Consider the following 21,739-nt stretch of genomic DNA (forward strand, 5'->3'; position numbering starts at 1 on the left):
TGACAGCCGTTACGGCTGCCCGGAGGGCGCGGTAATCCGTTGCTTTTCGGCCTCGATCGCACGCAGCTGTCTGCTTGCTCCGATGTCGCCCGATTGTTCGGCCTTGCGTGTGAGTTCCACAGCCTCGCTCTTCTTTCCCTCGGTCAGAAACACGTAGCCGAGCGCCTTCTGGGCAGACGCCACCTCTGCGCTCGGTAGGGATCCGTCGTTTGCTGCGACGGCGAAGGATTCCTTGGCGGACGCGACATCGCCATTCGCCATACGGGCCCAGCCGCAGACGGTCGGGCTCGCCCCCTGACATATCTCGTCTGCTGCCCCTTCGCCATTGGGCGAGGTTAGAACCTTGCTTATCGCTGGCCTCACTGACTCCGGTGTGGATGTCAACGCGGCATAGAGCTTCGCTCTCGCTGCATTGGCTTCCGAAAATGCCTTCGTCTGCATTGCCATCGCCACTCGCTGCTGGTTGTTTTCCGTTGCGAGACGTTCAAGAAGCATCCTCATGCTGCTGACGTCGACCGTAACGTTGCTGTTCGAACCTTCTCCGGAAACTTCGACGGTGTTGTTCGTCGGCTTGGGCGTCAGAACCGAACTGATGCTCGGTGCGTACTCCGGCCGTCCGCCGCCGGCGTCCGGGCGGACGATGATCGCCACCTTCATCCTCGGGGTATGCGTCGACTTCGCGTAATTCATATATTCGGTCGCGAGGGTTGAAGACCAGACAAGAAAGAACAGGAAACACGCGAAGAAGAACGATGTTTTCAGAGTCTGGTGCTGCTGCGAAGTCACCTTCTTGCTCAATACGGCCCCCACCAGGCCGAGGACGAGACCGAGGCAAAGCCCGGGCAAGCCATACTTCAGATAAGCCACGAAATCCATGTCGCACCTCCCGCGAGACGGTCTTGGCAGCGCAAGCATGAACCCCTCCCAGGCGCTCGTGCCATCGTCCAAGTGGCCTATGTGGCATGTCGTCAGCGCGGGTTAGATTTCAGCGCGTAGGTGTATCCGGAGCCGATTCTCCACAGGGGTTAGCCAGGAGGCGACATGAGAGGCGTGATTGGCTGGTTCGTTCTCGGGGCATGGGTCGTCGCCGCCGCAAGCGGATGTTCGGCGAATCGGTTCAAGGTTCCTGTACACGCGTTCGCTGTAACGGCCGCCGCGGCGAAAGCGACAGCCAAGGTCTCCGACGATATGGTCAAGGAGCAGGAGGTCACTGCGGATATCGAGGGCGACTCCGGGCGCGATCGCAAGCTGCTGTTCTCGGCTACGCGTTGCGATGTCGCCGTCGAGGACCCGGATTGCAGTCTGCGGGATTTACGAACGGATGCGGTCGTGTATCAGACTGATCCAGCCGCCGAGACATCCGTTCTTGCGACGGCACTGGATACTTACGCACGGTCATTGACCGCCCTTGTCGACGCGCAGAGTGCGGAGGAATTCAACGCGAGCGCGGACAAGCTCTCCCAATCGGTCGGAAAGCTCTTCGCGATGGCCGATAAGGACGGCAATTCGGGCAAGCAGGCAGCTGCGGTCATCGCCGTCGCGAAGCCCGTCGTTGATGTCTTCCTCGAACACCGGCGACTTAGCGCAATCCGCCAAGCCGTTTCCACGGCCGACCCTGCCGTGCAACTCGCCTCGGAGCGCCTTGTCGATCGCATTCGGGAGCGGCAGCGCTTCGTCATAGGCTACGAGCGCAACCGGGTGATCAACCTTGTCACCGGCGCAAATGGTGCAGGCAGTCCCCGTAGCGAGAGCGCGCGCGCAGCCAAGCGACGCGATCTGGAGGACGCAAGCCGGGGCGCACAGCGTCTTCGCGCGCTGACTTCGGCAGACATGGCCATACCTTTCGTCCAGGTGCGGACCGCGCATTCGAAGCTGCTGCACGCCTTGGAGGATCCGAAGGTCGACGTTCGGGCCCTTGCCGCCGAAATGGCGGCCTATGCGGCGTCGGCCAAGCAGGCCTACGACGCCGTTGCGGAAGCGAGGTAAGCCATGAACGCCACGACAACTCAGGGTTCGCTGGCCGCAATCGAACGCCAGATCGAGAAACTGCGCGACACGATCGGTGGCCTCAACACCCTCTGCGAGCTGGCTATCAGGGACGGACACGACAAAGACGCGCAAACCCTCTCAAGAACGGCGCTCGATCTTTCCGTCCAGCAATTCCAGCTCTATCGCAAGAAAGACTTGCTGGTGGTGACTTCGACGGAATGGAAAGACCTTGTTCGCGACCTTGAAAAGGTCAGCGCGTCCGTAGACCAGGCCATGAGGGACATCGCCAAACTTGGGAAAGCGATAACCCACGTGACCACTCTGGTCGTTACGGTAACCAAGGTCATAGCGATTATTTCCTGATGTTCATCCTGCTTCAGGCATGACCAAACGCAAGGGCAGATCGCGTAGCGGTCTACCCGATATTTCGTCGACCACTGTCGCACGAACCCGTTCGCCGGTTTCACTGACCACGAGGTGGCTCAGTTTGCCCGTGCCGTTATAACGACGACCCCATTCGCCCATGGCGGCGAGGATGGGAAGGAAATCCCGACCCGCCTGGGTCAGCACGTATTCGTCGCGCGGCGGGCGCTCGCTGTAGCGCCGCTTCTCCAAGACACCGGCTTCGGTCAGGGCCTTCAATCGACGCGACAGGATGTTCGGCGCAATGCCGAGGCTCGTCCGGAACTGGTCGAACTGGGTCATGCCCAGGCTCGCATCGCGCAGGATCAACGCACTCCAGGCGTCGCCCACAAGGGCGAGGCCGCGGGAGATCGCGCAGGTGCCGGAAGAAAGTTTGTCGGTGTCCATTGCATTATGATAGCGACGTCACTATCGTATGGCAACGTAGTAGCTATCGTTTTGCAACTAACCATGCGGAGTCGACGTTCATGAGCACTGAAAATAAAGGTAAGGCATTGATTACAGGCGCTTCGTCCGGCATCGGCGAAGTCTACGCCCGGCGCCTGGCCGACCGCGGCTACGACCTGATCCTGGTCGCGCGTCGCCTGGATCGCCTCGAAACCCTGGCGAAGGACATCGGCGCGCGCACGGGCCGACACGCGGAAACCCTGCAGGCCGACCTCGGCTCGCGCGAAGGTATCGCCGCTGTCGAACACCGCCTGGCCGAAGATCCTGAGATCACCCTCTTCGTGAACAACGCCGGCATCTCCCTCAATGGCAGCATCCTGGAGAACGGCAGCAAGGAAATCGAACAGCTCATCGTGGTCAATACGCTGGCTCCCACGGTGCTGGCGGCCGCGGCCGCGAAGGCCTTCGTCGCGCGCAACAAGGGCGGCATCATCAGCATCGCCTCCGTGCTGGCGCTGGTTCCGGAAATGATGGATGGCCTCTACAGCGGCACGAAGGCCCACCTCATCAACATGACGCTTGGCCTCGCCTCCAAGCTCCAGGGAACGAATGTGCGCGCCCAGGCCGTGCTGCCGGGGGCCACGCGTTCCGAGATCTGGGAGAAATCGGGCAAGGACGTGGACGCCATCCTCCCGGGCATGGTCATGGACACGGCGGACCTCGTGGATGCCGCGCTCATCGGCTACGACCGTGGCGAAGTGGTGACCATCCCCCCGCTCGAAGACGAAGGCCAGTACAAGGCATACGAGGCGGCTCGTCTTGCCATGGCACCCAACCTGTCTCGCAAGGACGTGGGGACGCGCTACCGGGCGTAACCCGTTGAAGCGGTCCCGGCCACAGCGATTCGCCGGGACCGCCGTTCGACAGGCATGCCATCCTCCGAGCGTTGCCAGCAGCTTACGCGTCATTTGTGCGTCATTCGGCACGAATGCCGGCTAAACTAGCGGACTCGCTCGATTCTTGCGGTTAGGCATGCTTTCCTTCGTGTTCGGCGCGTTCGGACTTTCCACGGTCTGGTTCATCCCCTTGCTCTGGCGTGTGGCCGCGGCCCTGATCCGCCGTCGCCGGCCGCCCACGGTCGGGCCCGGTGCGATCCGCTTCTGGACGGGATTCGTGTTGGTGCTGCTGGCAAGCGCCACGTTGGAGGGGCTTGTCGTCTCCCATTACACCGACGATCCCTCAGTGGGTGGCGTGGTGTGTCGTGCGCTTGCCGCTGCGGGGGCCAGCTTCCCGGGTGGCGGTCTCGCCGCCCTGCTCAGTGTCGCGGTTCTTGCGTTGGCGCTCCCCTGGTACCTCGGCGTGCCATGGTCGTCGTTTCTCGCACGCGCGAACGCCATGCTCGAACCCCTGGGCGCGCTGGCCATCGCGGGAACACGTCGGCTGCTCGCGCGGACGGGGTCCCGTGCCACGAGCCGCCGTCAGGCCGCCGCCGTGCGGCGCGCGGATCGCCCACCCGTACGGCGAAGGGCCAGGGTGGACGCCAAGAAGGACGCCGTGCCTTCCGCGCGGCCGGCGCGACACGTGGCCGGTCATGTCGAAGCACCATCGGCGCCCGCGCCGACGCGACATCACACGCAGGCGGAAACGGTCATTCGCGAACCGTGGCTGGCGCCGCGCAAGGTGGAAGCCTCGTCCAACACCATGGCAAGCGGCATGGCGACAAGCCGCTTGCCGACGTCGGAGCTTCGGTCCGCCGGGCGGCAGACAGCGCGCCAGCCGGCGTATCCCGATGCCGAGGATGCGATCGATGCGCACACTGTCCCCGGGCGACCGACGCCCGAGAACGAGGCGTTCGGCGTGCAGCTCGAGCCGGTCCACGAACGTGGTTCTGTCGTCCAAGAGAACACGCCGGTGCCCGCCAGCGCATTCGCCGCGCCCGAGGTGCCGGTGCCCCGGCCGGTCTCGCGCTTCGCTATTGCGGCGAATGACGAGACCCTCGACGAAGCGCCGCCGCGACGCACCGCCACGCTCACCACGACGGCGCCGCTGCGCGGCAGCCGCAGCGAATCGCCGAGTCTGCCTCCCCTTTCGTTGCTGGCGGCGCCACGCCACGACGCCTTGTCGATCTCCGACGCCGAGCTTGCGGAAACCGGTGAACTGATCGAGCAGCGCCTTCGCGAGTTCAAGGTGCCGGTGCAAGTGGTCGGCGCATCCGCGGGGCCGGTGATCACGCGCTACGAAGTGGAGCCCGCGGTCGGCGTGCGTGGCAACCAGATCGTAGCGCTGATGAAGGACCTTGCCCGGGGCTTGGGACGGACGTCCATTCGCGTGGTCGAAACGATTCCCGGCAAGACATGCATGGGGCTCGAACTGCCGAACGAACAACGGCAGATGATCGCCTTGTCGGAAATCCTCGATTCCGCCGAGTACCGCGAATCCGATTCCCAACTCACGCTCGCCATGGGCAAGGGCATCACCGGTGAGCCTGTGGTGGCCGACCTTGCAAAGGCACCGCACATGCTCGTCGCCGGAACGACCGGCTCGGGCAAGTCGGTCGCCGTGAACGCCATGATCCTGTCGATGCTCTATAAGGCCACGCCTGAAGACGTGCGCATGATCATGATCGATCCGAAGATGCTGGAGCTTTCCGTTTACGAAGGCATCCCGCACCTGCTGGCGCCCGTGGTCACCGACATGAAGCTCGCGGCCAACGCGTTGAACTGGTGCGTGGCGGAAATGGAAAACCGCTACAAGGTGATGTCCGACCTGCGCGTGCGCAACCTGGCCGGCTACAACCAGAAGGTGCGCGAAGCGCGCGCAGCCGGCAAGCCGCTGTTCAATCCGTTCCCGGCCCACCCGGAAGTGCCCGAGCACCTCGACACCCTTCCCATGATCGTGGTGGTGATCGACGAGTTGGCCGACCTCATGATGGTCGCGGGCAAGAAGATCGAAGAACTGATCGCCCGCCTCGCCCAGAAAGCGCGCGCGGCCGGCATCCACCTCATCCTTGCCACGCAGCGTCCGTCGGTCGACGTCATCACCGGCCTCATCAAGGCGAACATCCCCACGCGCGTCGCCTTCCAGGTGTCGTCGAAAATCGATTCGCGCACGATCCTCGACCAGATGGGCGCGGAAAGCCTGCTAGGCCAGGGCGACATGCTGTTCCTGCCGCCCGGCACGGGTTACCCGCAGCGCATCCACGGTGCCTTCGTAGCCGACGAGGAAGTGCACCGTATCGTGGCGTGGCTGAAGCAGTTCGGTGAGCCGGATTACAAGGACGAGATCCTCGCCGGCCCCGCCAGCGAAGCCGCCGACGGCGAGCCCGGCGACGAAAGCATGGACGCGGAGCTGGATCCACTCTACGACGAAGCCGCCGCATTCGTATTGCGCTCGCGCCGCGCATCGATCTCGTTCGTGCAGCGCCAGTTCCGCATCGGCTACAACCGCGCGGCGCGCCTCGTGGAAGCCATGGAAGCCGCCGGCCTGGTGTCGTCGATGGGCATCAACGGCCAACGCGAAGTGATTGCGCCGGGGCCGCAGGACTGATGCTTTAGCGACAACCGGCCTTCTGTGGGAGCCGCTTCAGCGGCGATGGGTGCTCGCGCCAAGCGTGCCCGCTGCCGCGGGATCGCCGCTGAAGCGGCTCCCACAACAGCGGCTTTGCCAACCGGAAGCGGAGTTCCCAGAAAGGCGGTGGGTCTATTCCTTCGTCAGCAGCTTCAGCGGCACCGCGATCGACTTCTCGACCGGCTGCTTGTCGATCAGCTTCTTGGCGGTTTCCACGCCGAGCCTGCCGATTTCCTCGGGTTGCTGGGCTACCGTTGCCGCCATCGTTCCGTTCTGCACGGCGGTCTTGCCGTCGGGCGTGCCGTCGAAGCCGACGACGAGCACCTTCTTGTTCTTGCCGGCAAGCGCCTGAACCGCGCCCAGCGCCATTTCGTCGTTCTGCGCGAAGATCGCCTGCACGTCGCCATGTGCCTGCAGCAGGTTCTCGCTGACGGACAGGCCTTGCGCACGATCGAAGTTCGCGGGCTGGCTGGCGACGATCTTCATGCCGGTGCCGGCGATCGCATCGTCGAAGCCCTTGCCGCGCTCGCGTGCGGCGGAGGTGCCTGCCACACCCTGCAATTCGATGATGTTGCCCTTTCCACCGAGGGCCTTGGCCAGGTAATCGGCAGCCATCTTGCCGCCGGCGACGTTGTCGGAAGCGATATGCGATGCGACGTCGACCCCGTCGACGCCGCGATCGAGCGTCACCACGGGGATGTTGGCGCGTTGCGCCGACTGCACCGCGCCGGCGAGCGCCGAGGAATCGGTGGGATTGAGCAGGATTACCGACACGCGCCGCTGGATCAGGTCTTCCACGCTGGAGATCTGCCGCGCCGGATCGTCTTGCGCATCCACGACCAGGAGGTTAACTCCGGCATCGTTCGCCGCCTTCTGTGCACCGTCCTTCAGTTCGACGAAGAACGGATTGTTCTGTGTGGAGAGCGCGAGGCCCACCACCGGCTTTCCGGAGGAAGCGGCGCCCGCAGCCGTGCCGCTGGTGGCCGGGGCGGATTCGCCCGGTCCCTGCTGGGAACAGGCGGCGAGCAACGTGACCGCCGCGGCGGTAAGGAAACCTGGTATGCGCATGGGAAGTACCTCGTGGTTCACTGCCGCCTGTCGAGCAGGACGGCGATCAGGATGACGATGCCCTTGACGACCTGCTGGTAGAACGAGCTGACGCCCAGCAGGTTGAGGCCGTTGTTGAGGAACCCGATCAGCAGCGCGCCGACGAGCGTGCCGAACAGCCAGCCGCGGCCTCCGGACAGACTCGTGCCGCCGAGCACCACCGCGGCAATCGCGTCGAGTTCGTAGCCGGCACCGGCGGTGGCCTGCGCGGAATACAGGCGCGAGGTCAGCACGATGCCGGCACATGCCGAAAGCAGCCCCGAGAGGCCGTAGATCGCCAGCTTCATCGGAGAGATGCGCACGCCGGAGAGGCGTGCGGCTTCCTCGTTGCCGCCTATCGCCACGACGTGGCGGCCGAAGACGGTGCCGCGCAGCAGGAAACCGCACACGAGGAAGGCGGCGAACATCCAGATCACGGGTAGTGGGATCAGGTGAGCGACGTAGCCGCCGCCGATCAGGGCGAAGCCGCTGTTCGTTACCGGAATCGGGCTGCCCTGTGTATACGACAGCGTGAGCCCGCGCAGCAGCGTCATCGTGCCGAGGGTAGCGATGAACGGCGCTACCCGTCCCCACGAGACCAGTGCGCCGTTGACGATGCCCAGAAGGAGGCCGAGCGCCAGGCCTGCTCCGGCGGAGAGAAGCATGCCGTGACCGGCGGCCATCAGACCGGCCGTCACCGCGCCGGTCAGGGCGAGGATCGCGCCGACGGAAAGATCGATACCGCCCGCGAGGATCACGAAGGTCATGCCGAAGGCGATCAATGCGTTGATCGAGACCTGGCGCAGCACCGTGAGCAGGTTGTCGGTGGTGAGGAAGTCGGGGCTCATGATCGAGAGCACGACGAAAAGGAGCACGAGGCCGATCACCGAGCCCAGGCGCTGGAGGAGCGTGATGGCGCGGCTCCGGTCGAAATGCAACGTCATGTCACTTGCCTCCGGTCGCGGCGGTCATTACGGCTTCCTGCGTGGCGCCATGGGCGTCGAGCAGGGCTGTGGCGTGGCCTTCGTGCATCACGAGGATGCGGTCGCTCATGGCCAGCACTTCGGGCAGTTCCGAGGAGATCATGAGGATGGCGACGCCCTGCTCCGCGAGTTGATTGATGATGTGGTAGATCTCGGCTTTGCCCCCCACGTCCACGCCGCGGGTGGGTTCGTCGAGAATGAGCACGCGCGGCTTAAGCGCCAGCCATTTCGCAAGCACCACCTTCTGCTGGTTTCCGCCCGAGAGCGAGCGTGCCTCCAGTTCCATGTCGCGCGTGCGGATCTTCAGCGCGTCGATGAGTCCGCGCGTCTGCTTCGTTTCGGCGGCACGATCGACGAGCCCCGCGCGTGCAGGAACGCGTGGCAGGCTTACGTTCTCGCGCAGGCTGAGGTCGAGCACCAGGCCCTGGGCCTTGCGATCTTCCGTCACGAAACCGAACCCCGCGCGGATCGCTTCGCTGGGCGACCTAGGTGTCACCTCGATGCCGTCGAGCGTGACCTTGCCCGAAGAGAGCCGGTCCAGGCCGAAGATCAGTCGCGCCAGTTCCGTGCGGCCTGCACCCAGCAGCCCGGCCACGCCGAGCACTTCGCCGGCATGCAGCTCGAAGCTCACGTCGTGCACCGGCCCCCCGCCGATATGCTCGGCCTTCAGCCGAACCTCGCCGATCTTCGGGGTGCGTACGGGATAGCGCGCATCGAGCGTGCGTCCGACCATCATCTTCACCACCTCGTCGAACCCCAGGCCCGGTACCGGGCGCGTGCCGACGAACTGGCCGTCGCGCAGTACCGAGATGCGGTCGCAGATGGCGAAGATTTCTTCCATGCGATGCGAGACGTAGACGATGCCCTTGCCTTGCTCGCGCAGCTCGCGGATGAGCTTGAAGAGCGTGGCGGTCTCGTGCTCGGTCAGGGCAGCGGTGGGCTCGTCCATGATCAGCACGCGCGCTTCCTGGCCGAGCGCACGCGCGATTTCCACCATCTGCTGCTGGCCGACCGACAGGCGCTCGATCAGCATGCCGGGGTCGAGCCGCTCCATGCCAACGCGGGCCAGCCATTCCGTGGCGCGCCGCTTCATGGCGCGGCGGTCGAGCAGGCCGAAGCGGTGTACCTCGCGGCCGAGGAACAGGTTGTCCGCCACGCTGAGCGAGGGGATCAGGTTCAGTTCCTGGTGGATGATCGCGATGCCGTATTTCTCCGCATCGGCCGGCGTGGCGATCGCCACGGCCCTGCCGTCCACCTCGATGCCGCCCGCGTCCGGCGCGTGGATGCCGGTGAGGATCTTCATGAGCGTGGATTTGCCGGCGCCGTTCTCGCCCATCAGCGCGTGCACTTCGCCGGGCAGCAACTCGAAATCCACGCCTTCGAGTACCTTCACCGGGCCGAAGGACTTGTGGATGCCATGCATCCGGACGAGCGGCGTGTTCATCAGAAGGTGACGCCTGCATGGAGAATGACATTCGCGTATGGCGACGTTTCGCCGGTACGCACCACGGCCACCGCGCGTGCGCATAGCGCTTTCAGGTCGTCGTGGCTGACTTCGTCCACGGCGATGCCGTCGCCACGAAGCCGGGCCGCCAATGCCACCATCGCGGGGTTTCGTTGGTGGATTTCGCGGGCCACCGTCACTCGTTCGACGGCAAGTTCCGCGTAAACGGCCTCGAACACGCTCCCGAAGGACGGTGTGCCCGGAACTACGGCGAGATCGATGCACGGTATGCCGGGCGGCACGGGCAGGCCGACGTCGCCGATCACCAGGGTGTCGGTGTGGCCCATGGCCGCGACGACGCGGTTGAGTTCGGCGTGGAGGAGTCCGCTGCGTCTCATGATTGCGAAGCCAGGAAAGCGTCCACCTCGTCGGCGCGCGGCATGCCGGCCTGTGCACCCAGGCGCGACACGGCGATGGCGGCGGCGGCACACGCCTTGCGCACGGCGGTCTCGAGGCCTTCCGAAAGGTAGACCGCGAGCGCGGCGTTGAAGGTGTCGCCGGCACCCGTGCTATCCACCGCCTCGACCTTGAAGCCCGGCTGGTGTCGCGGTGCTTCGCCCTGTTCGCGGAACCAGGCGCCGTCCTCGCCGCGGGTCAGTACGACCGGGCAAGGCGCACGGCGCATGAGTTCCTGGAAATCCGTTCCGCCTTGCGCACCGAGCACCGTGGTCAGCTCGTGCTGGTTCGGCGTAAGGAAACGCAGGCGCGACAGCCATTCGGCAGGCAGGCGCTGCGCCGGAGCCGGGTTGAGGATCACCGGAACGCCTTCTTCTTGCGCAACGCGCAGGGTGGCCTCGACGGCGTCGAGGGGAATTTCCAGTTGCACGAGCACGGCATCGGCGCCGCGCACGATGTCGCGAGCAGCTTCCACCTGCGCGGGAGTAACCCGGCCATTGGCGCCGGGCACCACGACGATGCTGTTCTCGCCGCCGGCGACGGTGATGGATGCCGTGCCGCTGCCGACGCCTTCGACGCGGGTTACATGGGCGACATCGACGCCCTCCGCCACCAGCCCTTCGTGCAGCTGCTTGCCAAAGGCATCGTCGCCGACACAGCCGACCATCGACACGTTCGCCCCCAGACGGGCAGCGGCCACGGCCTGGTTGGCGCCCTTGCCGCCGGGAACGGTCAGGAAACGATCGCCCGTAAGCGTTTCGCCCGGATCGGGGAAACGCGGCGAGAGCGTGACCAAATCCATGTTGATGCTGCCGACGACGACGATTCGCGTCATGCTGGTTCGCTCCGGGATGCGCGGTAGGACGCGCCAATATACGTCGTCGAAGCGAGTGCGGCTTTCATCGGCTTATCTTTCCCTAGCGGGAAAGCCCTTTCGCCTCGAGTTCGGCGAGGTAGGCGGGCCACGCCGTATCATAGGCCCGGCCGAGTTCGTACAAGGTGTCCCAGCCGAAGATACCGCTGGCGTGGCCATCGTCGAAGCGGATGAGTACGCCGTAGTGGCCGGTGGGTTCCAGCGCCGCGATGCCGACCTCGCGCTTGCCCGAGACCAGAACCTTCTGTCCTGGACCGTGGCCCTGCACCTCGGCACTCGGGGAGTTCACGCGAAGGTATTCGCATGGAAGGCGAAACCGCTCGCCGTTGTCGAACGCCACTTCGAGGATGCGCGACGTGGCGTGGAGGACGATGTCGGTGGGGCGAGGGTAGGACATGCCGTGCTTCTTGTGGGAGCCGCTTCAGCGGCGATGGGAGCTCGCGACGGCCTGGCCCGCTGCCGCGGGATCGCCGCTGAAGCGGCTCCCACAGTTCACCGCCATCCCAATATTCGTCACAGGCTCAGTGCGCGCGACCGAAGCCGTCGCCGGTGCCCTGCTCCAGCGGAGGCGGATCGCCGGCAACCGCCAGCAGGGCCATGGCGTAGGCGTCTTCCATGCTCACCGTGGACACCTCGTCCCAGGCGAAGAACGACGGCTCGCGCAGCCACTCCGCGTCGGGGGTGATTTCCTGCATGTTGAAGCCCTCGTCTTCCACGCTCACCACGCGGCCGATGTAGCAGACCTCGGATTCGTCTTCGCTGTCGACGTGCACGCCGATGACCGGCGCATGCGCCGCGGCGGCCTGCACGACCTGCGAGATGTCGTCGAGCGGGAAGTCGGCCGGCGGTGTCGGCTGAATGCCTTTCATTGCCAGCGCCTTCTCAAGGAAGCCCGCGTGCTTGTCCGGCGCCTCGAATTCCGAGATGTCGCGGTGCCGCATGATGTACATGCCGTCGTAGCTGACACCGTCGCCGACCACCCACAACAAGAAGAACTCGCGGCCGACTCCACCGACATAGCCGCAGAAGCTGCCGTGCTCGAGTTCGCTACGCCACAGACGCACCAGCTGCTTATTATCCTGTGCTTCGCGCAGGGTTGCTCGCTGGCCGTTGGTTTTGAGTTGGATAACCTTGCCCATATACGTCAATAGTTTAGCAGAGGGGGTCCCCTCCGGTGTTCAGAGGATGTAACGGCTGAGATCCTCGTCCTTGACCAGCGCGCCGAGATGGTTGTCGACATATTCGGCGTCGATCAAGTATTTTTCGCCGGATTTGTCTGCCGCTTCGAAGGAAATGCGCTCCAGGAGCCGCTCCATCACCGTATGCAGGCGGCGGGCGCCGATGTTCTCGGTGCGCTCGTTCACCTGGAAGGCGACGTCGGCGAGCCGGTCGATCCCCGAATCGGTGAACTCCAGGGACACGCCCTCGGTATCGAGCAGCGCAACATATTGCTTGGTCAGCGCGTTGTTCGGCTCGCGCAGGATGCGCTTGAAGTCGTCCACCGAGAGGGCATTGAGCTCCACGCGGATCGGCAGGCGGCCCTGCAACTCCGGAATGAGGTCCGAGGGCTTCGCCAGCGAGAACGCTCCCGAGGCGATGAACAGGATGTGGTCCGTCTTGATCGACCCGTAACGGGTGGAGACGGTGGAACCTTCCACCAGGGGCAGCAGGTCGCGCTGCACGCCTTCACGGCTCACCCCGGCCCCGCCCCACTCGGAGCGCTGCGCCACCTTGTCGATCTCGTCGATGAAGACGATGCCGTTCTGCTCGGCGGATTCCACGGCGCGGCTGCGCAGTTCCTCGTCGTTGAGCAGCTTGCCGGCCTCTTCCTCGACCAGGAGGGGGCGGGCTTGGCGAATGGTCATCTTCCGCTTCTGTGCCTTCTGCCCGCCGAGATTCTGGAACATCTTGCCCAGTTGCTGGCTCATTTCCTCCATGCCCGGCGGGGTCATGATTTCCACGCCGACGTTCATGGCGAAATCCAGCTCGATCTCACGGTCGTCCAGCGCCCCTTCGCGCAGCTGCTTGCGCAGCTTCTGGCGGGTGTCGCTGTCGATGGCGGGCGCGGCGCTGCCGGTGTCGTCCCAGCCGGTGGCCTGCCGACGGGGAAGCAGCGCGTCGAGCAGGCGGTCCTCCGCGGCGTCCTCGGCTTGGCTGCGCACGCGGCTCTTGGCCTGCTCGCGCAGCAGCTTGTAGGAGACATCGGCCAGATCGCGGATGATCGACTCCACATCCTTGCCGACATAGCCCACTTCGGTGAACTTCGTGGCTTCGACCTTCACGAACGGCGCGTTGGCCAGCGTGGCGAGGCGGCGTGCGATCTCGGTCTTGCCCACGCCGGTGGGCCCGATCATGAGGATGTTCTTCGGCGTGACCTCGTCGCGCATGCCCGGATCCAGCTGCATGCGGCGCCAGCGGTTGCGCAGTGCGATGGCCACGGCGCGCTTGGCGTCGTGCTGGCCGATGATGTAGCGGTCGAGTTCGTTGACGATTTCGCGGGGAGTGAGTTCGGACATCGGCTCAGAGCTCTTCGATCGAATAGTTGTGATTGGTGTAGATGCAGATATCGCCGGCGATCTTGAGCGCTTTTTCCACGATCGTGCGGGCATCCAGCTCGGTGTTCTCCATCAGGGCGAGGGCTGCCGACTGGGCGTAGGGGCCACCCGAACCGATGGCGATGAGGCCGTGTTCGGGTTCCAGCACGTCGCCGTTGCCCGAAATGAGCAGCGAGGCCTCCTTGTCCGCCACGGCCAACATGGCCTCCAGGCGGCCCAGGCGGCGGTCGGTCCGCCATTCCTTCGCCATTTCAACGGCCGAGCGGGTGAGGTTGCCGCCGTGCTTGACCAGCTTTTCCTCGAACAGCTCGAAAAGGGTGAAGGCATCCGCCGTGGCGCCGGCGAAGCCGGCCAGCACGTCGCCCTTGCCCAGCCGTCGCACTTTGCGGGCGTTGGCTTTCATGACGGTATTGCCGAGGGTGACCTGCCCGTCGCTGCCGATGACGACCTTGCCGCCGCGGCGGACGCAGACGATGGTCGTGGCGTGCATCGGTTCCATAGTGCGTTCCTTGGGGGAGAGGCCAGAGGTGGGGGTGCTCCGGTCCCGACCCAAGGAGCGAACCCTGTGGGAGCCGGCTACGGCGGCGATCCCGCGGCAGCGGGCCACTTTGTCGCGACCGCCCGTTTGCGCTCCAGCGCGCTTCCCGCAAGGGCAATCGCGAGCACCCATCGCCGCTGAAGCGGCTCCCACAGGATCGCGGCCGCTACGGGCGGGTCTTCCGCTTGGCCCTGGGGTGGGCGGCGTCGTACACCTTCGCGAGGTGCTGGAAATCGAGGTGGGTGTAGATCTGCGTGGTGGCGATGTCGGCGTGGCCGAGCAGTTCCTGCACCGAACGCAGGTCGCCGGAGGACTCCAGCATGTGGCTGGCGAAGGTGTGCCGGAGCATGTGCGGATGCACCCGTTTCGCCTGGCCGCTGGAAAGCTTGGCCAGCCGTTGCTGCACGGTGCGGGGACTGATGGGCGCCCCGTCCCGGCCCTTGAACACCGGCTGGCCGGGCCCGGCGCCGCCCAACGCCGCCAGCGCCTTCAAGGCGGCCACGGCAAAGCGCCCCACGGGCAGGATGCGCGTCTTCTGGCCTTTGCCCAGCACCCGGACCTGCCCGTCTTCCAGATCCAGGTCGCCCCAGTGCAGGCCGCAGAGTTCGGAAAGGCGCAGGCCGCTGGAGTAGAACAGTTCCATCATCGCGGTGTCGCGCGGTGCCAGCGGCCCCCCGAGGCTGGTTTCCACCAGTTCCTTCGCCTCATCGGCGTCGAGCACCTGGGGCAGCTTGCGTCGCACCTTGGGGCCGCGAACGCCCGCGGCCGGGTCGTGGTCCAGACGGCCTTCCCGGCTGAGATACCGGAACAGCGTTCGGCAGGCGGAGAGCAGGCGCTGGATGCTGGTGGGCTCGAGGCCTTCGCGGGCGGCCTTGCCGGGCGGCGGCCGGTGCAGCCGGGCGATCATGGTTCGCATCCGATCGGGTGTGAGCCGGTCGAAGCTGTCCAGGCCCTCCTCCTCCATGAAGGCCAGGAGCTTGTCCAGGTCGCGCCGGTACGCCGCGAGGGTGTGGGCCGAGGGCGCCCGTTCGGCGGCGAAATGGCCGAGGAAGGCCTCGACGGCGGCGCGGGGGGTCACGCCACCTTCCGCGCCCGTTCGATCGCCGAGCCGACCGTGGTGGAGATCATGTCCAGAAACAACGTGCCCATGCCCGGGTGGAAGCGGTTCGGATCGGCGCTGCCGATGGCGAGCAAGGCGTCGTTGCCCACGCGCATGAGCGCGGCGGAGCGAACCTCCGGCGCCGCCTCGCCGAACAGGCGATGCAGCTTGTCGGGCGCGAGGCGACCGGCCACCGGGTCGCCGTGTTCGAGGAAGGAAGCGAACTCCGGCAGCCCGGCGGCGCCATGCGGCTCGCGCAGGAGCCACGGTTCGTCGGGCAGGCCAGCCAGATCGCCGAAGAACACGAGACGGATGCGTTCGGACTGGAAGTCGTCGGTGAGGCGGCGGACGACTTGGCGCACGGTGTCCTCGATGCCGCCGGCGCGCAGCAGCGCGAGCATCAGCCCGTGCACGCGACGCATCAGTTTCTCGTTGTCACCGGCGACGGTGGTCAGTTCCCTCAGCCGTGTTTCCAGCTCGGCGTTCTTTTCGCGCAGGCCGCGCAACTGGTGCACCGCCAGCGACGACGCGGGGCCGTTCGTGCTCGGCAGCACCAGCTCGTTCGCCAGTTCGGGATAGGCGACAAGGAAGTCCGGGTGCTGTCGCAGGTAGGACGCCACGGTGGCTGGCTCGATGGCGCCGTCGATCGTGGTGTCGGTCATGGGGTGTCCTCGGGTACGGGCAATGCCTGTGGGTAACTTAGCAAGTCTGTGGGAAGCGCGCTGCGCATTCCGCCTTCACACTTCGCCTTCGAAGACGAAGGCGGCGGGGCCCGTCATCCACAAGGTGCGACCGGGCCCGTGCCATTCGATGGTGAGCGTGCCGCCGGGCAGTTCCACGGCGACGACCGGTGCGGCAAGCCCCAGCGCATGGGCGACCGCCGCGGCCGCGCAGGCGCCGGTTCCACAGGCGCGTGTCCACCCGCTGCCGCGTTCGTGTACGCGCAGACGGATACGGTCTGGCCCCAGTCGCTGTGCGAAGCCGATGTTCGCGCCCTCGGGAAAGACCGGGTGCGACGTGAGCAGCGGGCCGAGGCGATCGACGCGGGGATCGGTCACGTCGTCGACGAACACGACCCCGTGCGGATTGCCCATGGAGACGGCGCCGAAGGTTACGTCCTCGCCGTCCACATGCACGGTGTAGGTCGCATGCGCCGGCAGGTCGAGCGGAAGGGACGCGGGGTCGAAGTCGGGTTCGCCCATGTCGACCACCACCGTGCCCTCGTCCAGCACGCGAACCGTCACCGGGCCGGAGGGACTCTCCAGCCGGATATCCGTGTTCCGCTCGATGGCACCGTCGCGGTACAGCCATGCCGCTACGCAGCGGACACCGTTGCCGCATTGGCCCGACGGCGAACCGTCGGCGTTCCAGATGCCGTAATAGAACGCGCAGGATGGGTCGCGTGCCGCTTCGATGCTGATCAGCTGGTCGAAGCCGATGCCGGTGTGGCGGTCGGCCAGCGCCGCGACGCGCGCCGCATTCGGAACGCGGGGCGGGTCTTCCCGCCAGTCGACGATGACGAAGTCGTTGCCGATCCCATGCATCTTGGTGAATCGGGAAGGCATCGCGGTTTTACGGATGGATGACGGAGTTGAACGGCTGGCTGGACGTGCTCGCCGGCGGCGGCGCGTGCGCGTCGCTGCTCTTGGCCGGGGCGGCAGCCTGCGGCTTGGCCGTGGCGCCGGCCGCGGGCGGCGGCGGAAGGTACAACGGGCCCTTGTTGCCGCAGCCGGTCAGGGCGGTTGCGGTGACGGCGAGGGCGACGGGCAGGATGAGTCGGCGCATGGGCAACTCCTTTGAACGACCGCCAGTATAGCCTCGGGGATATAGCCTCGGGGCCGCTCAAAGCTGCTTTTCGAAACGGAACGCGTCGGCGCCGTCGGCGTAGTACTTAGCGTATTCGCCGATGCGCGTGTAACCCAGCCGCTCATAAAGCCTTATGGCCACGGCGTTGTCCTTGCGCACTTCCAGTCGCAATGCGCGACACCCGCGTGCGCGCGCCGCCTCCTCCGAGGCCTCGACGAGCGCCGTGCCCACGCCCTTGCCCTGTGCCTGCGGACTGGAGGCTAGCGAATAGAGCCGCGCAACGGTCGTGCCTTTGCGGAAGAACACCACGGCCGTGCCCAGGAAGCGGCGATGATTGGCGCTGGCCACGAGCACGAGGGCGCTCTCGCTGTCGAGGTGCTTGCGATATTGGGCGCGGCTCAGGCGATCCTGCGCGAAACTCGATTCCTCGAGCGCAACGAGATCGTCGAGATCGCTGACTTCGGCGCGACGAACGCGCACCGCGGCGGTAACCGGGGTTGGACGCATGCGCTTGGAAACTCCGGCGCGGATGGGGGGACGAGAGGGATCGGGCGGGGTCAGGCAAGCGCGGCACTGTAGACCCCGGCGACGCACGGATCAATGACTTTTTCATGAACCCAGGCGGCGTCCGGCTTGTGCGTCGCGCCGCTGGAAGCTCACACTGCGGCACCGGCGATACGATCGATCCCAGGCGGGGTCGAGGGAATGGCATTCGCCGCTTGCAGAGGTCTCATGAGCCGGCTCGTCATCGTCGTGGAAAAAGCCTCGGACTGGGGCTCGTATTACCCGTCCGCCGATGTCGTCACCGCCATGGATTACCTGCGTCAGCCGGTGGGCAGCGACGACGAGCGCACCCACGTCATCAACCTCTGCCGCAGTTACAAATACCTGGGTACCGGCTATTACGTATCGCTGCTGGCGGAAGCGCGCGGTCACAAGGTCATTCCCTCCGTGCGCACCGTGAACGACCTGCGCCGCCGCTCGCTGTACGGCCTGGACATCGACGACCTCAACCAGAAGCTCGCCAACTTCCTGCCCGCGGGCGGGCGCGACACCACCGACTTCGGCATCCTGGTGTACTTCGGCGAAACCGCCTATCCCGACCTGCAGGATCTTGCGAGGCAGCTGTTCGACCTGTTCCCCTGCCCGCTTATGCGCATCGAATTCGAGCGCGACCGCGTATGGCAGGTCTCGTCCATCAAGGCCGTGGGCCTGCAGACGCTCGACGACGCGCAGGAAGACGCCTTCGCACAGGCCCTGGACAAGTTCTCGCGCAAGATCTGGCGCAAGCCCCGCACGAGGCGTCGCTTCCGCTACGACATCGCGATGCTGGTCGATCCGAACGAGGCGATGCCGCCTTCGAACAAGAAGGCACTGAAGCACTTCATCGAGGCGGGCAAGCATCTCGGCATCGAGGTCGATCCGATCGGCAAGAACGACTACCAGCGCCTTGCCGAATACGACGGGCTGTTCATCCGCGAGACCACGGCGAGCGACAACCATACCTACCGCTTCGCGCACCGCGCGGAGAAGGAAGGCATGGTGGTGATGGACGATCCCACCTCCATCCTCCGCTGCACCAACAAGATCTTCCTGAACGATCTCATGGTTGCCCGCAAGCTGGCGACGCCGGCCACCGAGATCCTCTACCGGGACGACCCACGCCGGCTGCGCGACCTGCCGGACCGGCTGGGCCTGCCCATCGTGCTCAAGATTCCGGACGGTTCGTTTTCGCGGGGCGTGGTGAAGGTGGAAACCCGCGAGGCCCTGGAAAAGGCGGCAGGCGAACTGTTCTCGCACAGCGCGCTGCTCATCGCGCAGGAATACCTGTACACGGAGTTCGACTGGCGCATCGGCGTGTTGAACCACGAAGCGCTTTACGCGTGCCAGTACTTCATGTCGCGCGGTCACTGGCAGATCTACAACCACGGGGCCAAGGGCACGGCGAAATCCGGCGGCTTCCGCACGGTGCCCGTGCGCGAGGCACCCGCCGAGGTGGTGAAGCTGGCGCTCAAGGCCACGCAGACGATCGGCGACGGTCTGTACGGTGTCGACCTGAAGCAGGTCGGCGACCGGCCGGTGGTGATCGAGGTGAACGACAACCCCTCGATCGATGCGGGTGTCGAAGACGCCTACCTGGGCGAGGACCTCTACCTGCGCATCATGCAGGAGTTCCTGCGGCGGCTGGAGTTGAAACGCCTGGGCATCCAGGGCTGAGCCTCCGGAATGAGGAACCTGTGGGAGCCGGCTACGCCGGCGATCCCGCGGCAGCGGGCAAGTCGGCCGCGAGCAGTCATCGCCGCCGAAGCGGTTCCCACACGAGCCCTGGCCGCCTCAGCGCCGTAGCAGCGCGGCCAGCAGCGACATCGGCAGTGCCGGGTTCATCGCCACCAGCACGCTTGCCGGTGCTATCAGCAGCCAGAACGCCGGCGTCCAGCCGAGAGTTTCGCTGTGTCCGGAAAGCGGTGTCAGCAGGAGCAGCAATGCGCCGCCGACCAGCCAGGCCAGGGCGATGAGGGCGCGCAGGCGGCGCGGCGAGAGCGTGTCGTGCATGGCGTACTCCTGGCATCGGTGGCGGATGGAAGGAGCCTAGGCCGCCGCCGTCTCAAAAGCCGCGACCGGCACGGTCCGGCATCCGCAGGAGCGCCATGGCGGCGGGGGCATGTCACGGCGCACCGCAAGCCCTTTCGAACAGCACCACACCTGCCATAATTTGTCCGAGCATGAGCCAAGGGAAAATCCATGAGCGCTGAAGCGCACCGCTACGCCGTCTTCGGTCATCCGATCGCGCATTCGCTGTCCCCCGAGATCCACCAGGCCTTCGCCGCGCAGCTTGGCATCCGCCTGAGTTACGAGACCGTCGATGTCGCCCCGGGGCAGTTCGAGGACGCCGTCCGCCGGTTCTTCGCCGATGGTGGCCTCGGCGCCAACGTCACCCTACCCCACAAGGGGGCTGCCTTCGCGCTGGCCGGCAATCGCACCGAAGCCGCCACGCGGGCCGGCTCGGCCAATACCCTCACGCCGCTGGTGAACGGCGGCATCGAGGCGCACAACACCGACGGCAGCGGCTTCGTGCGCGATATCGCCGACAGGCATGGATTCGACCTGCGCGGCCACGATGCCCTCCTACTGGGCGCCGGCGGCGCAGCCAAGGCTGTGGCGTGGGCGCTCATGGACGCCGGCGTGCAGAGCCTCACCATTATCAACCGTACCCCCGAGCGCGCCGACGAACTCGCCGACGCCATCGGCGAACCGGGCCGCTGCTACACGCGCTACTGGGACGGCCTCGACGGTGAATCCTTCAATCTCGTGGTGAACGCCACCTCCATCGGGGTGACCGGCGGCAGCTTCGACCTGCCCACGTCCATCCTGAAAGACCATTCCACATGCTACGACCTGTGCTACGGCACGGCGGCCGCGGCATTCAAGGGATGGTCGCTCGCCGCGGGCGTGCGCCCGGACTGGTTCCGCGATGGTCTCGGCATGCTCGTGGAACAGGCCGCCGACGCATTCGAACGCTGGCATGGCCAGCGCCCGGACACCGATCCGGTCTACGCGATGCTTCGCCAGCGTTACTGACGCCTCCTTCGATGCACTCGCCGGTGCCGCATCGTCCTATCGCAGGTGGGGATGCTCGCGCAGGTGCTGCGCCAGCATGTCGATGAATGCGCGCACCTTCGCGGAGCCGAACCGGGTTTCGCGGTGCAGGATGTGTACCGGCCAGGGCTCCTCCTCGTAGCTTTCGAGCACGAGGCGTAGTCGTCCGGCCGCCACGTCTTCGTTCACCTGGTACGACAGCAAGCGGGCGATGCCGAGGCCGGACAGGGCGGCGACGAGCGCGCCATCGTTGCTGGTGACCGTCAACCGCGGGTGCATGCGAACCGAGGTGGCATCGTCGGGGCCGCCGAACTTCCAGTCCACACGGGGCGAGATGCCGCTGGCGGCGATCACCGTGTGATGCAGGAGGTCGGCGGGATGCTCGGGCACGCCGTGCTGCGCCAGGTACTCAGGGGAAGCACAGAGCACGCGCCGCACCTGGCCCACGCGGATGGCGCGCATGCCGGAGTCGGGCAGGTGGCCGATGCGCACGGCGACGTCGATGCCTTCGTCCATCAGGTTCATCGTGCGATCCAGCAACCACGCGGAAACCTCAACGGCCGGATATTCCTTGAGGTAACGCACGATGCACGGCATGACGAATGCCTTGCCGAACAGCACCGACGCCGTCACCGACAGATGGCCGCGCGGTGCGGCGTTCTCGCCCGCGACCGCGTCGTTCGCTTCGGCAATGCTGGCCAGGATCTGCCGGCAATCGTCGAGATAGCGCCGGCCGGGTTCGGTCAGTCGCACGCTGCGCGTGGTGCGGGTCAGCAGTTTCACGCCCAGCTGTTCCTCCAGCGCACCGATCGCGCGCGTCACGGCGGCCGGAGACAGGTCGAGCCGACGCGACGCGGCGGCGAAGCTCTCTTCCTCGCCCACGCCCACGAACACTTTCATCAGGTGGAGCTGGTCCATCGTCTGTCGCCCGCGGT

At 65.9% G+C, this 21,739-nt stretch carries 24 protein-coding genes; 6 read left to right on the plus strand and 18 right to left on the minus strand.

Going from position 1 to position 21,739, the window contains the following annotated elements:
- Nucleotides 1–9 precede the first annotated feature (9 nt).
- Entirely contained in the window at nt 10–876 is an 867-nt protein-coding gene (locus FHS47_RS14925; protein WP_167029539.1) for a hypothetical protein, read from the minus strand.
- A gap of 165 nt (nt 877–1,041) precedes the next feature.
- Between FHS47_RS14925 and FHS47_RS14930 the strand changes: the two genes are divergently transcribed.
- Nucleotides 1,042–1,986, plus strand: a complete 945-nt coding sequence (locus tag FHS47_RS14930; RefSeq protein WP_167029544.1) for a hypothetical protein — start codon at nt 1,042–1,044, stop codon at nt 1,984–1,986.
- A 3-nt stretch (nt 1,987–1,989) separates the two neighbouring features.
- Nucleotides 1,990–2,352 carry a hypothetical protein gene (locus FHS47_RS14935; protein WP_167029547.1) on the plus strand — a complete coding sequence of 121 codons (363 nt, stop codon included), beginning with the start codon at nt 1,990–1,992 and terminating at the stop codon, nt 2,350–2,352.
- A 3-nt stretch (nt 2,353–2,355) separates the two neighbouring features.
- On the opposite strand, the gene FHS47_RS14940 is transcribed toward FHS47_RS14935, so the two are convergent.
- Complete coding sequence (locus FHS47_RS14940; protein ID WP_167029550.1) at nt 2,356–2,799, minus strand: helix-turn-helix domain-containing protein; 444 nt, start codon at nt 2,797–2,799, stop codon at nt 2,356–2,358.
- A gap of 80 nt (nt 2,800–2,879) precedes the next feature.
- Here FHS47_RS14940 and FHS47_RS14945 point away from each other — a divergent pair, with 80 nt between their 5' ends.
- On the plus strand, nt 2,880–3,674 hold the full coding sequence (locus tag FHS47_RS14945; RefSeq protein WP_167029553.1) for an SDR family NAD(P)-dependent oxidoreductase: 795 nt from the start codon (nt 2,880–2,882) through the stop codon (nt 3,672–3,674).
- Between the two features lie 157 nt (nt 3,675–3,831).
- On the plus strand, nt 3,832–6,345 hold the full coding sequence (locus FHS47_RS14950; RefSeq protein WP_167029556.1) for a DNA translocase FtsK 4TM domain-containing protein: 2,514 nt from the start codon (nt 3,832–3,834) through the stop codon (nt 6,343–6,345).
- A 153-nt stretch (nt 6,346–6,498) separates the two neighbouring features.
- Here FHS47_RS14950 and rbsB read toward each other — a convergent pair whose 3' ends face one another.
- The 14 genes from rbsB to FHS47_RS15020 form a co-directional block, all read right to left on the minus strand.
- A complete protein-coding gene (rbsB, locus tag FHS47_RS14955; protein ID WP_167029559.1) occupies nt 6,499–7,434 on the minus strand; it encodes a ribose ABC transporter substrate-binding protein RbsB in 936 nt (311 codons plus the stop codon).
- 17 nt (nt 7,435–7,451) lie between these two features.
- Nucleotides 7,452–8,396 carry a ribose ABC transporter permease gene (locus FHS47_RS14960; RefSeq protein ID WP_167029562.1) on the minus strand — a complete coding sequence of 315 codons (945 nt, stop codon included), beginning with the start codon at nt 8,394–8,396 and terminating at the stop codon, nt 7,452–7,454.
- Nucleotide 8,397: 1 nt separating this feature from the next.
- A complete protein-coding gene (locus FHS47_RS14965) occupies nt 8,398–9,879 on the minus strand; it encodes a sugar ABC transporter ATP-binding protein (protein ID WP_167029565.1) in 1,482 nt (493 codons plus the stop codon).
- Entirely contained in the window at nt 9,879–10,277 is a 399-nt protein-coding gene (rbsD, locus tag FHS47_RS14970; protein WP_167029568.1) for a D-ribose pyranase, read from the minus strand. Before rbsD ends, FHS47_RS14965 begins: the two co-directional genes overlap by 1 nt.
- The gene (rbsK, locus tag FHS47_RS14975) at nt 10,274–11,170 is read right to left on the minus strand and encodes a ribokinase (protein WP_167029571.1); all 897 of its coding nucleotides are present in this window, start codon (nt 11,168–11,170) and stop codon (nt 10,274–10,276) included. The genes rbsD and rbsK overlap by 4 nt, the downstream gene beginning before the upstream one ends.
- A gap of 82 nt (nt 11,171–11,252) precedes the next feature.
- The gene (locus tag FHS47_RS14980) at nt 11,253–11,606 is read right to left on the minus strand and encodes a DUF971 domain-containing protein (protein WP_167029575.1); all 354 of its coding nucleotides are present in this window, start codon (nt 11,604–11,606) and stop codon (nt 11,253–11,255) included.
- Between the two features lie 124 nt (nt 11,607–11,730).
- Complete coding sequence (locus FHS47_RS14985) at nt 11,731–12,348, minus strand: hypothetical protein (RefSeq protein WP_167029578.1); 618 nt, start codon at nt 12,346–12,348, stop codon at nt 11,731–11,733.
- A gap of 39 nt (nt 12,349–12,387) precedes the next feature.
- Entirely contained in the window at nt 12,388–13,725 is a 1,338-nt protein-coding gene (gene hslU / locus FHS47_RS14990) for an ATP-dependent protease ATPase subunit HslU (protein WP_167029580.1), read from the minus strand.
- Between the two features lie 4 nt (nt 13,726–13,729).
- Nucleotides 13,730–14,263 carry an ATP-dependent protease subunit HslV gene (hslV, locus tag FHS47_RS14995; RefSeq protein ID WP_167029583.1) on the minus strand — a complete coding sequence of 178 codons (534 nt, stop codon included), beginning with the start codon at nt 14,261–14,263 and terminating at the stop codon, nt 13,730–13,732.
- 205 nt (nt 14,264–14,468) lie between these two features.
- Nucleotides 14,469–15,380: a tyrosine recombinase XerC gene (locus FHS47_RS15000; protein ID WP_167029585.1), complete on the minus strand. Its 912-nt coding sequence runs from the start codon at nt 15,378–15,380 to the stop codon at nt 14,469–14,471.
- Nucleotides 15,377–16,063, minus strand: coding sequence for a DUF484 family protein (locus FHS47_RS15005; protein WP_167029588.1), 687 nt, complete (start codon nt 16,061–16,063; stop codon nt 15,377–15,379). Before FHS47_RS15005 ends, FHS47_RS15000 begins: the two co-directional genes overlap by 4 nt.
- Before the next feature lie 75 nt (nt 16,064–16,138).
- Nucleotides 16,139–16,966 carry a diaminopimelate epimerase gene (dapF, locus tag FHS47_RS15010; RefSeq protein WP_167029591.1) on the minus strand — a complete coding sequence of 276 codons (828 nt, stop codon included), beginning with the start codon at nt 16,964–16,966 and terminating at the stop codon, nt 16,139–16,141.
- A 7-nt stretch (nt 16,967–16,973) separates the two neighbouring features.
- Nucleotides 16,974–17,186 carry a lipoprotein gene (locus FHS47_RS15015; RefSeq protein ID WP_167029594.1) on the minus strand — a complete coding sequence of 71 codons (213 nt, stop codon included), beginning with the start codon at nt 17,184–17,186 and terminating at the stop codon, nt 16,974–16,976.
- 57 nt (nt 17,187–17,243) lie between these two features.
- Nucleotides 17,244–17,714, minus strand: a complete 471-nt coding sequence (locus FHS47_RS15020) for a GNAT family N-acetyltransferase (protein WP_167029597.1) — start codon at nt 17,712–17,714, stop codon at nt 17,244–17,246.
- A gap of 225 nt (nt 17,715–17,939) precedes the next feature.
- On the opposite strand from FHS47_RS15020, the gene FHS47_RS15025 reads away from it, so the two are divergent.
- Nucleotides 17,940–19,424 carry a RimK family protein gene (locus FHS47_RS15025; RefSeq protein WP_167029600.1) on the plus strand — a complete coding sequence of 495 codons (1,485 nt, stop codon included), beginning with the start codon at nt 17,940–17,942 and terminating at the stop codon, nt 19,422–19,424.
- Nucleotides 19,425–19,541: 117 nt separating this feature from the next.
- Here the strand turns inward: FHS47_RS15025 and FHS47_RS15030 are convergent, their stop codons facing one another.
- On the minus strand, nt 19,542–19,760 hold the full coding sequence (locus FHS47_RS15030; RefSeq protein WP_167029603.1) for a hypothetical protein: 219 nt from the start codon (nt 19,758–19,760) through the stop codon (nt 19,542–19,544).
- A gap of 189 nt (nt 19,761–19,949) precedes the next feature.
- On the opposite strand from FHS47_RS15030, the gene aroE reads away from it, so the two are divergent.
- A complete protein-coding gene (aroE, locus tag FHS47_RS15035) occupies nt 19,950–20,786 on the plus strand; it encodes a shikimate dehydrogenase (RefSeq protein WP_167029606.1) in 837 nt (278 codons plus the stop codon).
- Nucleotides 20,787–20,822: 36 nt separating this feature from the next.
- On the opposite strand, the gene FHS47_RS15040 is transcribed toward aroE, so the two are convergent.
- On the minus strand, nt 20,823–21,722 hold the full coding sequence (locus FHS47_RS15040) for a LysR family transcriptional regulator (RefSeq protein WP_167029609.1): 900 nt from the start codon (nt 21,720–21,722) through the stop codon (nt 20,823–20,825).
- Nucleotides 21,723–21,739: the final 17 nt, after the last annotated feature.

The sequence above is a fragment of the Luteibacter sp. SG786 genome (assembly GCF_011759605.1).
Taxonomy (GTDB): Bacteria; Pseudomonadota; Gammaproteobacteria; order Xanthomonadales; family Rhodanobacteraceae; genus Luteibacter.